This is a genomic window from Massilia cavernae (assembly GCF_003590855.1).
GTDB classification, from domain to species: domain Bacteria; phylum Pseudomonadota; class Gammaproteobacteria; order Burkholderiales; family Burkholderiaceae_D; genus Telluria_A; species Telluria_A cavernae.
Genome location: NZ_QYUP01000178.1, coordinates 1 through 13,911, shown reverse-complemented (window position 1 = coordinate 13,911; position 13,911 = coordinate 1). Strand labels below are relative to the sequence as shown.

Sequence of the window (13,911 nt, the reverse complement as noted above, 5' to 3'; positions counted from 1 at the left end):
TGGCGCCGCAACGGCTTCGGCAACCTGCGGCTGGCGATCAACCTGTCGGCGCGCCAGTGCCAGGGCCGCGAACTGCTGCCGCGGCTCGACCAGCTGATCGCGCGCGCCGGGGTCGACCCCGCGATGCTGGAACTGGAGATCACCGAATCGGCGGCGATGCGCGACCCCGAATACACCCGCGGCCTGTTGCGCCAGGTGCGCGAGCGCGGCATCCACGTGGCGATCGACGACTTCGGCACCGGCTACTCGTCGCTCTCCTACCTGAAGCTGTTCGCGATCGACCGCATCAAGATCGACCGCGCCTTTGTCACCGACATGGAGAACGACCCGAACGACGCCGCCATCGTCACCGCCACCGTCGGCCTGGCCCATTCGCTGGGGCTGGCGGTGGTGGCCGAAGGGGTGGAAACCCAGGCCCAGAGCAGCTTCCTGCGCAAGCAGGGCTGCGACGAAGCGCAGGGCTACCTGTTCGCCAGGCCGATGCCGGCCAGCCAGTTCCTGGACTTCATGAGGACGGGCAAAGAGCTGCCAGCAACTGTCCCTTGAGCGCCTTGATCAGCGCCGTCTCGTCGGGCGGCACGCCTTCGGGCGCGGCGTGGGCGCGGTCGGCGTAGAACAGGCCAAGCTGGGCCTTGCCGACCACCAGCGGCAGCACGATGAAGCTGCGCGCGTCCGGCAGCAGCTTGCGGTGCCACGCCGGCAGCAGCTCGCGGATCTTCGGCGCGGTGGCGTCGGAGATCATCAGGTCGGCGGCGTTCTCCATCGCCAGGTGGAACACGTCGCGTCCGGACTCGGCCGGGAACACGAAACCGGCCTTGCGGCTTTCCTCCTGCTCGCCGAAGGCCACGCGCGCGCGGTACTGGCCGCTCCTCGCATCCTGCAGCACCACGGTGGCGAAGCGGAAGCCCATGCTGCGGTACAGGGTTTCCAGCACCGCCAGGATCAGCTCATTGAGGCGGTTCTGCCCCGAGGCGCGCATCTGGGTCACGTCCTGCACGCCCGCCAGCAGCAGGTCGCGCGCGTTGTACGGCTTGCCGCTCGGATGGCAGCCGGCCGCGCCTGCATCGTCGGCGCCGCCCAGGCTGGCCAGCATCAGCACGTTCGGCAGGCCGCCGCCCGGCGCCTCGTCCGGCTTCGGCTGCGGCTTCATGTTCATGCTCTCGAGCAGGCCGTTCATCTCGCGCTCGACCGACGCCAGCAGCTCCTCCATCTTGGCGGCGTCCAGGTTCAGCGCCGCGCCGTAGCGCGCCAGCAGCGCCTTGGCCTCGTTGGTGCCGGCCGGGTGCGCCATGCGCGCCATCATGCGCGACACGTCCATGCTGAACGACGCCACCTGGCGCATCCATTCGCCGCGGCTGGCGGCGACCTTCTGCACGCCCGGCGGCAGCGGCGCCAGCGAGCGCACGATCACTTCCGGAATCTTCCATTCGCCCAGCACCGCTTCCGACAGCGCGTCGTAGCTGGTGCCCAGCACCTCCTGCGAGGCCTGGCCGACGGTGTGCTTGCCGGCCGCCACCAGCGCATTGATCTCGCGGTAGCGCGCGTGATCGTGCGAGGCCGCCAGCAGCGGCCCCAGGTTCTTGAACAGCGCGCCGATCGACGCTTCCTCGGCGCCCTGGTAGAAACTGTTGCGCGCCAGTTCGCGTCCCACCAGGCTGGCGCACAGCGAGGCTTCCAGCTCCACCCGCACGCTCTGCGCATGGGCGCTGTTCGACAGCGCATCGACCAGCAGCATCGCCAGCGCCGCGGTTTTCACGCTGTTAAAGCCAAGCAGGGATATCGCGCGCGAGATGGTGGTGACCGGGGTGCCGGAGGCGGTGCGGTAGCTGACGGTGTTCGACAGGCGCAGCACGCGCTGGGTCAGCGCCACGTCCGACAGCACGTAGTAGGCCAGCTCGTGGGCGCCGCGATCGTCGGACGACGCCATCTGGACCACGTGGGCCACCGAACTGCCGAGCGCGAACATGTCTTCGTCGCCGCAAATCTTGTTCATCAGGGCGGCGCGGACGCGCCGGGTGTCACTGCCCGGGCTGGGAGGTGGGGATGCGCTTGCCATGTTTTCCGGATGCTCTCTTGTTATGCGGGCTTACGCCTTCTTGCGCATGCCCTTGTCGTATTTTGCGAGTATCTGCTGGTGCAGGCCGGCCAGCGCGGGCAGCTTCGGGTTGACCGGGTCGAGCCGGCGCATGGAAGCGACCATGTGCTGGGCGGTGCGGCCCAGGCGGTCGTCCCAGCCCTCGTGCTCCAGGCACTTGAGCACCGCGACGGCGGCGTTGAACACCACCTGCGGGTTGTCCGGCAGCTTGGCGACGGCGGCCGTCATCAGCTCGACCGCGCCGCGGAAGTCGCCTTCCTTGGCGCGCGACGCGCCCTGCGCCACCAGGTCGACCACTTCCTGGCGGCTTTCCCTGGCCAGCACCTCGGCCAGCTCCGGCCGGCCGGATTTGGCCATCACGTCCATCGCGCGCGCCATGGCCTTGTTGTCGGGGGCGTTGCGCATGACGTCGCGCAGCACGTCGGAGGCATCGGCCTCCATGTTGTTGTTCAGGCAGCTGCGCGCCAGCTCCAGCCGGACGCCGGCCGACAGGCCGGGGGCATCCTTGCAGGCCGCCAGCGCGGTCGCCAGCGACTCGTTGAGGCGCTTCTCGTCGCCGGTGAATTCATGCAGGATGGCCGACGACACCGCGCTGCAGGCGGTGGTGTTGCCGCGCCCGCCCAACGAGCGGTCGAGGTCGCGGATGACGGCGGCGGCCTGGTCGGCGTCGCCGCGCTTGACCAGGGTCTGCACCAGCTTCACATGGTCTTCCGGGTCGCGGAACTCGGAGTATTTGGCCTTGGCCACCACCTGCTTCAGCACTTTTTCGGCGGTATCGTTGTCGCCCGCTTCCAGCGCCACCTCGCCCAGCTTGCGCAGGCGCCGCACCGCATGCGGCGACACCGACACCGCGCTGTTCAGCACCTCCTGCGACTTGTCGAGCGCGCCGGCGGCGGCATGGGTCTTGGCCAGCCAGTCGTAGGCGTCGACGAAATTCTTGTTGGTCTCGACCAGGTTCTCCAGGATGCCCTGGGCCTCGTCCAGGCGCTCGCGCATGAACAGGGTCTTGGCCAGTCCCAGCCTGGCCCAGGCGATCGCCTTGGCTTCGATCAGCTGGCGGTAGATCGGCTCGGCCAGCTCCGGCTCGCCCAGGAACATGTGCAATTCGGCGCGCAGGCGCAGGAAATCGATCGCGTGGCGCGGGTGGACCATGGCGCCGTCGACGCAGGCGTCGATCGCCGCGCGTTGGTCGCCCTCCTCCATCAGCTGGTAGACCGGCGTGAACACGTTGCGCTTGGCCAGCGCGCGCAGGATGCGGTCGAGCAGGCGGTCGGCGGTGAAGGGCTTGAGGATGTAGTCGGTCGGCGCCAGCTCGGCCGCGCTGACCACCTTGCCGTGGTTGCCCTCGGCGGTGACCATGAAGAACATGGTCGACAGCTTGATCAGCTTGTGGTGGCGCAGGTCTTCCAGCAGCTGCTGGCCGTCCTGGCCGCCTTCCAGGTCATACTCGCACAGCACCATGTCGAAGGTCTTCAGGGTGAGGTGCTTGACCGCGTTGTTGGAGCTGCCGGCATGGTCGATGCGGGTCACCGCGCACTGGTTGAGCATGTTGTGGATGCTCGCACGCATGCCCGCGTGGGGTTCGATGATCAACGCAGAGAGTCCGGCAAGTTCGTTCATAGTGGTGGTCCAGCGGCCATGCAGGAAGGGTAAAGGTTGCACACCAAGTATGTATATTACGGCAGGGGAAGAAAAACCTGAAGTTGTATTGATCCCTCCCCAGGACTCGTCACCGTGGAGATACTCTGCTACTCTCCGTGGGGATCACCGCAGCGGCGGCATGCAGCGGCACTGCTGCCATTTCTACAAGGATTGTGAATATGCAAGAAAACCCGACTTCCGGTTCCGCCAACAAGGATGCGTTGCGCGAATTCCTCGCGTTTAAGCTCGGCGACGAGGAGTACGGCATCGACATCCTCAAGGTGCAGGAGATCCGCGGCTACGAGACAGTCACCCGCATCGCCAACGCGCCGGAATTCATCAAGGGCGTGATCAACCTGCGCGGCATCATCATTCCGGTGGTGGACATGCGCATCAAGTTCAAGCTCGGCACGCCGGTGTACGACCAGTTCACCGTGGTGATCATCCTGAACATCAGCGGCCGCATTGTCGGCATGGTGGTCGACAGCGTGTCGGACGTGACCACCCTGTCGCCGGACCAGGTGAAACCGGCGCCGGAAATGGGCACGGCCTTCAATTCGGACTACATCACGGGGCTGGGTACGGTCGACGACCGCATGCTGATCCTGATGGACATCGACAAGCTGATGTCCTCGGGCGAGATGGGACTGATCGAAAACCTGGCTTCCTGATCAGAATTCAGGCGCCGCCGGCGCGGCGGCTGCCTGCTTCAGGGCGCTCTTGCGGTCCAGGCAATCGGCCTGGCTGCCGCCGGCCTCGATGTTCTGGTAGCGCACCTCGTACTTCCCGGCCGCCAGCTTCTCGATCGCCAGCGACTCGTGCGCCAGCACGAACACATGGCGTACATTCGAGCGCCGGTCGAGGTCATGCACCTTGACGAACACCGGCGAGTTGTTGGCCGTGTTATCGACCATCACCCGCATTTCCTCGCCCGGGTTGCCGACCGGGTAGCCTTCCACGTAGCCCGACGCTTCCGGCCACGGTTCGCCGTTGGGCGCCGTCAAGGTGTACAGCTCAGTCTCGCAGTCGGGCGAGCGCGCCGGCACCACCAGCTGGGCCACGGCGAGCGCCTTCACTTCCGGCGCCTGCAGCGGCGGCGCGTTCGACGACGGCTTGGCCACGGCCCAGCTGTCGACGGCGTTTTCGGGCCGGGCTTCGGCCAGCGCGGGCACGGCGGCGGGCGTTGGCGCCGTATCGACGCGGATTTCGGGTTTCGGCGCCAGCGCGGAGGCCAGCGCCACCGGCATCACCTCGGGCGTGCTGATGATCAGCACGCCCGAAGTGATGCCGGCCGCGAAGCAGGCGCCCATGCCCAGCCACCAGCGCGGATCGCGCACGGCGCGGTAAGGCCGGGGCGGCGGCTCGGCCGGCTCGGCTTCCCAGGCGCTATCCGGCCCTTCGGCCGGGCGGTGGCGGTCGCGCGACTCCTCGGAACGGGTGCTTTCCAGCCACGCGATCTCCCACTCCTCGGCCGCGATCCACTCGTCGTGCTCCGCGCGGCGCACCGGATCGGACAGGATGTTGTAGGCGCTGTTGACGATGGCCATGATGCGCGCGGCCTTCTCGTCGCCCGGATTCTTGTCGGGATGGTATTTCTGGCTCAGGGCCTTGTACGCAGCACGTATGACTTCCTGCGGCGCGCCGCGCGCCACCTTCAGGTTGTCGTAGTGTGTGTGGATCTTGGCCATGGGCTTCAATGGGGGGACGGCAATATTGTTCAACTTCATGATAGCCGATACGGCTTCACGCGCGCCGCCGTACAGCATAGCCGCGATTGTGTCTTAACCGCAACATTTTACCAAGTCTACAAGCGATGGCTACGGTCGGCGCGCGCGATCGCGTCGGGAAGTGCAACACCTTTGCCGACGATCAAAACCTTGAACAGCTCGCCCATCTCGGCCGGCGACAGCAGCTTCTGCACCGCATTGGCCTGCGGCAGGTAGCGCATCGCGTCCTGCGGATCGGTGCGCGTCAGCAGGTCGCCGATGCCGGCGCCGAGCAGGAACGAGGCCTGGTTCATGTAGCCCAGTACGTCGAGGCCGTTGTCCTGCGCTGCCAGCGCCATCGCCGTGAAATCGACGTGGGCGGTGATGTCCTGCAGTCCGGGCAGGTAGAAAGGATCGGGATGCGAATGGTGGCGGTAGTGGCACATCACCGTGCCCGCTTCGCGCTGGCCAAGATAGTACTCGTGGGCCGGGAAACCGTAGTCGAACAGGAAGGCCGCTCCCCTGCCCTTGCCCATCATGTGCGCCAGCGAAACCATGAAGCCGGCGGCGACCGGGTGAACTTCGGTCAGGTAGCCTTCCGGGAGTTCATCTGCCTCGGGCACCTGGGCCGCGATGTGAGCCGCCAGTGCTGCATCCGGCTCGCGCTCGACGTACGCGAAGGCGCCCGCTTCGACCGTCACCATCACCTGGCGCCAGCCGGCCGCCGTCTTTTTCACCAGTTCCACCGGCATCGCGTCCAGCACTTCATTGGCCAGCACCACGCCGCTGAAGCTGTCCGGGAAGCCGTCCAGCCAGCGCACCTGCGGGAAATCCTTCAGCGCTTCCTGCTGGCGCGCGCGCAGCTCGCCCGACAGTTCGACGATGGTGTAGCTGTCGACGGCCACGCCTTCCTGCTGTAGCGCGCCGAGCACGTCGCGCGCCAGTTTGCCGGTGCCGGCCCCGAATTCGAGGATATTGGGCTCACTTTGGGCGATAATAGCGGCTGCCGCCTGGGCCAGCGCGGCGCCGAACAGCGGCGTGATCTCGGGAGCGGTCGTAAAGTCGCCCGCGGCGCCCAGCTTTGCCGCGCCGCCGCTGTAGTAGCCGAGGCCTGGCGCGTACAGCGCCAGTTCCATGAATCGGGCAAACGACATTGCGCCGCCATTGCCGGCGATTTCACCGGCGATCAGGTTCTGCAATGCGTGGGACGCGGCCAGCGCGTCGCTGTCGGGAGCGGGTAAAGTCATCCCGGCATTGTAGCCATAACAGCTTGGACAAACAATTTATGCAAACGACTGGAACTACGGCAGCGGCGCACAAGGTGGCGCTGGTGACTGGCGCGGGCAAGCGTATTGGCCGCGCGATCGCGCTCGGCCTCGCGCAGGCCGGCTGGGACGTCGCCGTCCACTACCGCGCGTCAAGAGCCGAAGCCGAGGAAACCGCGGACGGCGTGCGCCAACTGGGCCGCCGCGCAGCGCTGCTGCAATGCGACCTGGCCGATGAAGCCGAGGCAGGCGCCCTGCTCGGCCGCGCCTTCGAAGCGCTGGGCCCGGTCAGCTGCGTGGTCAATAACGCATCGCTGTTCGAATTCGACAGCGCCACCGCGTTTTCGCCGTCGCTGCTGGCGAAGCACATGCAGGCCAACCTGGCCGCGCCGCTGATCCTGGCGCAGGCGCTGCACGCCGCCACGCCGGCCGATGGCGAAGCGGTCGTCATCAACCTGCTTGACCAGAAACTGTACAATCTCAATCCTGATTTTCTGTCGTACACGCTGTCGAAGGCCGCGCTGCAGACCGCCACCACGATGCTGGCGCAGGCGCTGGCGCCGACGGTGCGCGTGGCCGGCGTGGCGCCGGGACTGACGATGGTATCCGGCGACCAGACCGAGACCGGCTTCGCCAAGGCGCACCAGGCCACGCCGCTGGGCCGCTCGAGCACGCCGCAGGACATCGTCGACGCCGTCTGCTATGTGGCAGGCGCGCGCGCGCTGACCGGCACCACTTTACTCGTCGACGGCGGCCAGCATCTGCTTGGCCTTCCGCGCGACGTCATGTTCTTACAAAAATAGAGGTTCAACATGCTGTCCGCCCTTCACCACCCCAAGCTCGCCGACTGCCGCCGGCTTTTCCTGCGCAACTACGAAGTGATGATCAACATCGGGGTGCACGATTTCGAAAAGAAGGGCGAGCAGCGCGTCCTGATCAACGTCGACCTGTACATCCCGCTGGCGCTGTCGACACCGATGGACGACCAGCTGGAAGAAGTGGTCGACTACGACTTCATGCGCGAGACCATCGCGCGCCGCATGGCCCAGGGCCACGTGCACCTGCAGGAGTCGCTGTGCGACGACGTGGTGCGCGCGATGCTGGCGCACCCGAAGGTGCGCGCCGCGCGCGTATCGACCATGAAGCCGGACGTGTACCCGGACTGCGAAGGCGTGGGCGTCGAAGTCTTCCAGATCAAGGAGAGCCTGTGAACGCGGCGGTGATGGAAGAAGTGGCCGACAAGGTCGCGTACGAAAACAACAAGCTGCACAAGCGCCTGTGCCGCCTGGTTGGCCAGGCGATCGGCGACTTCAACATGATCGAGGACGGCGACAAGGTGATGGTGTGCCTGTCCGGCGGCAAGGACAGCTACGCCTTGCTCGACATCCTGATGACGCTGCGCGAGCGCGCGCCGATCAAGTTCGAGCTGGTGGCGGTCAACCTGGACCAGAAGCAGCCGAACTTCCCGGCGGATATCCTGCCGGCCTACCTGGAAAAGCTGGGCATCCCGTTCCATATCGAGAACCAGGACACCTACAGCATCGTCAAGCGCCTGATTCCGGAAGGCAAGACCACCTGCTCGCTGTGCTCGCGCCTGCGCCGCGGCATCCTGTACCGCGTGGCCGATGGGCTGGGCTGCAACAAGATCGCGCTGGGCCATCACCGCGACGACATCCTCGAGACCTTCTTCCTGAACATGTTCTTCGGCGGGAAGCTGAAGGGCATGCCGGCCAAGCTGGTGTCGGACGACGGCAAGCACATGGTGATCCGCCCGATGGCGTACGTGAAGGAAGCCGACACCACGCGCTATGCGGAAGTGAAGGGTTTCCCGATCATTCCGTGCGACCTGTGCGGCTCGCAGGAAAACCTGCAGCGCAAGCAGATCAAGAACATGATGCGCGAGTGGGACAAGAAGCATCCGGGCCGCTGCGAGAACATCTTCTCGTCGCTGTCGACCGTGGTACCGTCGCATTTGATGGATCGCGAACTGTTTGGGTTCACCGACCTGAAGACGGATGGCGTGGCGAATCCGCTGGGCGATATCGCGTTTGATGAGGAGCCGTGCTCGACGCCGGTGGCGGGCCTGGGGACGATCACCCTGCAGCGGGAATAAACATGAACGACGCTCGCGTCGTTCCGCCGGTCACGCTCGTGTCGAAACCGAACAGCAGCCCGGCCGGCCGCCGACCAGGCTCCTCTATGAACGCGGTGATCTACCGGACACGCTTGTAACGGCTATATCCGCCGAGGTCGCGCTCGACCGGTCCCAGCACGAGCGTGGTTTCAGGCGGCACCGTCACGGTCATTATCCCGGAATTGATGACGGTGACTGGCTTGGCGCCGGGGGCCGCGAGCAGGTCAGCCATGGGCGTGTCATCCATCAGCGCGGCGTTAGCCACCATCACGCGTTCCGTTACCGCCTGTGGCGTTGGATTGGAGAAGACAAGTACAGTGTCGAGCGCCCGGCTCGCGTGCCGTTCGAACGCCAACAGCCGGTCGGCTTCGATCAGGCGGAAGTCGCCAACGCGTAACGCACGGTGATGCTTGCGCAGTGCGATCAGCTGGCGCATCCACGCCATCTCGGGATTCGTCTCGGACACCAGATCCCAGCGCATCGGCCCGCGGTTTTCCGGATCAGGTCCGCCGGTCATGCCCACTTCACTGCCGTAGTAGATATTTGGCGCTCCCGGCAAAGTGAACTGCAGAGTCTGAACCAAACGTCGAGCGGCCTGCTTCGGAAGCTGGGTTGCGATGCGCGGAATGTCGTGATTGTCGATCAACACCCACGACTTCAGCATAGGCTCAATCCCGGCGTCGCTGACCATGCGCGCCGCCATTCGCCCCGCACTCGCCGGCGCAATGTCGCCAGAGGCCATGCCCAGCACGATGTGGCGCATGCTGAAATTCATAACCGCATCCATCGAACGCACCCACTCCCCAGGATAGTTGGCGATCTCGCCGATGATCAGCGAGCCCTTCTTCTCCGCGTGGGCGGCTCGCGTCACCTCTTGCAGGTATGCGTGCCCCAACTCGAACGCCGTGTCCAGGCGCCAACCATCGGCGCCGTCGCGCAGATAGCTGCGTACCACGGAGTCATCCGACCGGTACAGATAGTCGCGCACCGGCGCATACTCCAGGTTCAGTTCGGGAAGATTCTGATAGCCGGTCCAAACGCGTGCCCCGCCGCGGTACTGTGGTCCGATGGCAAACCAGCTGCGCCAGCGACTAGAGGGATTGGCCATCGCTTCCTTGAACGGCTGCGAATTGCGGCCCATATGGTTGAACACGCCGTCGAGCACCACTTTCATACCGCGGTTGTGCGCCTCACGCGCGAAACGGCGAAAATCGTCCCTTGTACCGAACTCCGGCGAGATTTTCTTGAAGTCCAAGGCATCGTACTTATGGTTTGTATAAGCGAGATGGATTGGATTGAGATAGACAACGTCCGCACCAAGCCCTGCAACGTGGTCGAGCTTTGCCGTTGCGCTCGGCAAATCTCCTCCCCAAAAATCGAGCTCGTGGCTGTTGAGCTTCTGGTCGACAAGATCGACGCCGCGCGCGGGGGTCTCGCTCCATGGTTTCAGCACCTTCGGTGGCGCATACAGGCTACGCTTGCCCTCCACGTTGGTCGACGGTGCGAACCGGTCCACCAGGATCTGGTACACCACCGCGCCATTGCGCCAGTCCTTTTCGCGGGCGTCGTAAATGTCTACTGAAGGGGCAGCGCGGACGGCGCTGGACAGGGTAAACGCGGCCATCAGGCCAATTGCGTGAATAAGTTTGAAATGCATACTGCCTCCGATGTAATTTTATTACATGATATGGCATCATACGCCAACAGGCAGAGCTGTCAATCGAAGAGCCGGATTCTATTCCAGCACTCATCCTGACTGTTGTTTTACTACTCGCTAACTTATTTCCCGCGATCAAGAACATGATGCGCCCTCCCATGCAAACGGCGCTTCGGCGCCGTTTTCTTTTCGCCACACGCAGGCGCGAGCGGGCGACACGTTTTCCGAACTCAGGCAGAATGTCTGATGCTTTAGATTTGGCCGTGGTCCCTGAACGACCTGCAGCAAGGGATCCCGAATTCATCAAATCCGTGCACGACTGCCAGTGAACCACCTGCGGGCCTCCTGACGCCAATTGGATCTGTCCGCCATTTCACGTTCCGGCGGATCGCCTTCGGCGAGGTGGGACATGGGACTGACCAGTAAAATTCGCCTGCTTGCGCTGCTGGCCGTCAACGCACTGGCCTGCGTGGGCTGCGGCGACCAGGCGCCAGCGCAGCCTCCCGGTGGGGAGGGACCGCCGCCCGTCCTCGTCGCCCCAGTGGCAAAGCGCATGGTCGAGGAGTTCGAAGAGTTCAGCGCTCGGCTGGCGGCAGTCGACCAGGTCGAAGTGCGGGCGCGCGTGGCGGGCACACTGGAGCGCGTGCATTTCCGCGACGGCCAAAGGGTGCGCAAGGACACGCTGCTGTTCACCATCGACCCTCGCCCGTTCGCTGCCGAGGTCGCGCGCAACACGGCCAGCGTGGCGTCCGCGCGATCCCAGGCCGAACTCGCGCGCGCCCAGTTGGCACGGGCCGAGCAATTGCTCCCGACACACAATATTTCCGTTCAGGCGGTCGATGAGCGGCGGGCGGCGACGCAAAATGCGGCAAGCAGCCTGCGTGCGGCCGAGGCCGCGCTGGAGGCCGCGCGCCTGAACCTCGGGTTCACACGCATCGCCGCCCTGATCGACGGACGCGTGTCGCGTACGACGGTTACCGCGGGCAACCTGGTGAACGTCAACGAACCGGTGCTCACGACCATCGTTTCGACCGACCGCGTGTATGCCTACTTCGACGCCAGCGAGGCCGCCTACCTGAAATACGGCCAGTCCGCCGACGGCCAGACCGCGCCTGTGGTGCGGATGGGCCTGTTCAATGAGCAGGGCTTTCCGCATGCCGGCAAGATCGATTTCGTCGACAACCGCCTCAATCCGGGCACCGGCAGCATCCAGGTGCGTGCAGTGTTCGACAATCCGGACGGCCGCTTCACGCCAGGGCTGTCGGCACGCATACGGGTGGGCGCCGGCAAACCGTATGAGGCCACCGTGGTGCCGGACCGCGCCATCACCACCGACCAGACCCGCAAGATCGTGCTGGTGGTTGGCCCCAAGGGCATCGTCGAAGCGCGCGAGGTGAAAACGGGAGCGCTGGTCAACGGCATGCGCGTGGTCAGCGGGGTCAACCCGGGCGAGAACATCATCGTCGATGGCCTGCAACGGGCCATGCCGGGCGCTCCCGTCACGCCGCAGATGGTTACGCTGGACGAGCACGGCGTGCCGGTAACACCAAAGCCGCCCGGCGCCACGCCCGCGGCAAAGCCATAGGCCACCATGGACATCGCCAGCAAATTCATCGACCGGCCGCGCTTTGCCACGGTGCTGTCGATTTTCATTTTCCTGGTCGGCGCGCTGTCGATCTTCCTGCTGCCCGTCTCCGAGTATCCAGAAGTGGCGCCGCCACAGGTAGTGGTGCGCGCCCAGTTCCCCGGCGCGAATCCGCGCGTGATTGCCGAAACCGTGGCCACGCCGCTGGAAGAGCAGATCAGCGGCATCGACAACCTGCTGTACTACGAAAGCCAGTCGACTTCCGATGGCAGCATGAACCTGACCGTCACTTTCGCCATCGGCACCGATCCCGAAGTGGCCGAGACCTCGGTGCAGAACCGCATCAACCGCGCCCTGCCCCGCCTGCCCGAAATCGTGCGCCAGATCGGCGTGACCACCGAGAAGCAGGCCTCCAACCTGACCATGGTGGTGCACCTCCTTAGTCCCGACAACAGCCGCGATGCGCTCTACCTGCGCAACTACGGCCAGCTGCAGCTGCGCGACGAGCTGCTGCGCATCGACGGCATGGGCAGCGTGCTGCTGTTTGGCGCGGGCGATTACGCCATGCGCATCTGGCTCAACCCGCAGCAGCTGTCCACGCGCAAGCTGACCGCCAATGACGTGGTGGATGCGATACGCGAACAGAATGCACAGGTGGCGGCCGGCGTGGTGGGCGCGCCGCCTGCTCCGGGCGGCAGCGACTTCGAACTTCCGATCAACACCAAGGGCCGGCTGTCCAGCGTGGAGGAGTTTGCCGAAGTGATCGTGCGCGCCGATCCGGAGACCGGCGCGCTGGTGCGCATCAAGGACGTGGGCCGGGTCGAGATGAGCGCCAACACTTACGCGCTGCGCAGCCTGCTGAACAACAAGGAGGCGGCGGCCATCGCCATATTCCAGGCGCCCGGCAGCAATGCGCTGGCGCTGTCGCAGGACGTGCGCACGGTGATGGAGCGCGCCAGCAAATCATTCCCGCCCGGCGTGAAGTACGCCATCGTGTACGATCCCACGCGCTTTGTGCAGACCTCCATCGAGAAAGTGGTGATCACCCTGATCGAGGCGGTGCTGCTGGTCGTGATCGTGGTGATCCTGTTTTTGCAGACCTGGCGCGCTTCGATCATCCCGCTGCTGGCGGTGCCGGTGTCGATCATCGGCACCTTCGCGGTGCTGCTGGCGCTCGGATTCTCGATCAACACGCTGACGCTGTTCGGGCTTGTGCTGGCAATCGGCATCGTGGTCGACGACGCCATCGTGGTGGTCGAAAACGTCGAGCGCAACATCGAGAACGGCCTCACGCCGCGCAACGCCACCGTCAAGGCGATGCAGGAGGTCAGCGGGCCGATCATCGCCATTGCGCTGGTGCTGTGTGCGGTGTTCGTGCCGCTGGCGTTCGTGCCCGGCCTGTCGGGGCAGTTCTACCGCCAGTTCGCGGTGACCATCGCTATTTCCACCATCATCTCGGCGTTCAACTCGCTGACGCTGTCACCGTCGCTGGCGGCGATCTTGCTGCGGCCGCACGACGCGCCCAAGGACGCCTTCACCCGTGGACTCGACCGCGTACTCGGCCCGCTGTTCCACCGCTTTAACCGCCGCTTCCACCAGGCCAGCGAAGCCTACCAGCGCGGCGTGATGCGCCTGCTGGGACAAAAACTGGTCGCGATGCTGGTCTACCTCATGCTGCTGGCCGCCACCGCGCTGCTGTTCGCGCGCGTACCCACCGGCTTTGTACCGGCGCCGGACAAGCAGTACCTTATCGGCGTGGCGCAGCTGCCGGCCGGCGCTTCGCTGGAGCGCACCGACGCGGTGCTCCGTCGCATGAGCGACATCGCGC

General features: G+C 65.3%; 12 protein-coding genes. 7 read left to right on the top strand and 5 right to left on the bottom strand.

Translation table 11 applies throughout. The features are described 5' to 3' along the window. On the top strand, nucleotides 1-546 hold a 546-nt coding region (locus D3872_RS23320), incomplete at its 5' end, for an EAL domain-containing protein (protein WP_147373980.1). On the opposite strand, the gene D3872_RS23315 is transcribed toward D3872_RS23320, so the two are convergent. Together D3872_RS23315 and D3872_RS23310 are read right to left on the bottom strand one after the other, a co-directional pair. Beyond that, on the bottom strand, nucleotides 506-2,056 hold the full coding sequence (locus tag D3872_RS23315; RefSeq protein WP_119813008.1) for an HDOD domain-containing protein: 1,551 nt from the start codon (nucleotides 2,054-2,056) through the stop codon (nucleotides 506-508). The genes D3872_RS23320 and D3872_RS23315 overlap by 41 nt on opposite strands. Nucleotides 2,057-2,086: 30 nt before the next feature. After that, nucleotides 2,087-3,715: a tetratricopeptide repeat-containing response regulator gene (locus tag D3872_RS23310; RefSeq protein WP_119813007.1), complete on the bottom strand. Its 1,629-nt coding sequence runs from the start codon at nucleotides 3,713-3,715 to the stop codon at nucleotides 2,087-2,089. A 200-nt stretch (nucleotides 3,716-3,915) separates the two neighbouring features. Between D3872_RS23310 and D3872_RS23305 the strand changes: the two genes are divergently transcribed. Then, on the top strand, nucleotides 3,916-4,407 hold the full coding sequence (locus D3872_RS23305; RefSeq protein WP_119813006.1) for a chemotaxis protein CheW: 492 nt from the start codon (nucleotides 3,916-3,918) through the stop codon (nucleotides 4,405-4,407). Here D3872_RS23305 and D3872_RS23300 read toward each other — a convergent pair whose 3' ends face one another. Both D3872_RS23300 and D3872_RS23295 read right to left on the bottom strand, forming a co-directional pair. Next, nucleotides 4,408-5,424 carry a J domain-containing protein gene (locus D3872_RS23300; protein WP_119813010.1) on the bottom strand — a complete coding sequence of 339 codons (1,017 nt, stop codon included), beginning with the start codon at nucleotides 5,422-5,424 and terminating at the stop codon, nucleotides 4,408-4,410. A 116-nt stretch (nucleotides 5,425-5,540) separates the two neighbouring features. Further along, a complete protein-coding gene (locus tag D3872_RS23295; RefSeq protein ID WP_119813005.1) occupies nucleotides 5,541-6,689 on the bottom strand; it encodes a class I SAM-dependent methyltransferase in 1,149 nt (382 codons plus the stop codon). A 38-nt stretch (nucleotides 6,690-6,727) separates the two neighbouring features. On the opposite strand from D3872_RS23295, the gene D3872_RS23290 reads away from it, so the two are divergent. The 3 genes from D3872_RS23290 to ttcA are packed head-to-tail and all read left to right on the top strand — an operon-like array spanning nucleotide 6,728 to nucleotide 8,820. Further along, nucleotides 6,728-7,510, top strand: coding sequence for an SDR family oxidoreductase (locus D3872_RS23290; protein WP_119813004.1), 783 nt, complete (start codon nucleotides 6,728-6,730; stop codon nucleotides 7,508-7,510). Nucleotides 7,511-7,519: 9 nt separating this feature from the next. Next, nucleotides 7,520-7,918: a dihydroneopterin aldolase gene (locus D3872_RS23285; RefSeq protein WP_119813003.1), complete on the top strand. Its 399-nt coding sequence runs from the start codon at nucleotides 7,520-7,522 to the stop codon at nucleotides 7,916-7,918. An 11-nt stretch (nucleotides 7,919-7,929) separates the two neighbouring features. Beyond that, nucleotides 7,930-8,820: a tRNA 2-thiocytidine(32) synthetase TtcA gene (ttcA, locus tag D3872_RS23280; protein WP_119813009.1), complete on the top strand. Its 891-nt coding sequence runs from the start codon at nucleotides 7,930-7,932 to the stop codon at nucleotides 8,818-8,820. Nucleotides 8,821-8,920: 100 nt separating this feature from the next. Here the strand turns inward: ttcA and D3872_RS23275 are convergent, their stop codons facing one another. Then, complete coding sequence (locus tag D3872_RS23275) at nucleotides 8,921-10,498, bottom strand: glycoside hydrolase family 13 protein (RefSeq protein ID WP_119813002.1); 1,578 nt, start codon at nucleotides 10,496-10,498, stop codon at nucleotides 8,921-8,923. Between the two features lie 409 nt (nucleotides 10,499-10,907). Between D3872_RS23275 and D3872_RS23270 the strand changes: the two genes are divergently transcribed. Both D3872_RS23270 and D3872_RS23265 read left to right on the top strand, forming a co-directional pair. Then, a complete protein-coding gene (locus D3872_RS23270; RefSeq protein WP_119813001.1) occupies nucleotides 10,908-12,083 on the top strand; it encodes an efflux RND transporter periplasmic adaptor subunit in 1,176 nt (391 codons plus the stop codon). Nucleotides 12,084-12,089: 6 nt separating this feature from the next. Continuing rightward, nucleotides 12,090-13,911 (top strand): efflux RND transporter permease subunit (locus tag D3872_RS23265; RefSeq protein WP_147373979.1); only part of this gene is annotated, 1,822 nt, incomplete at its 3' end.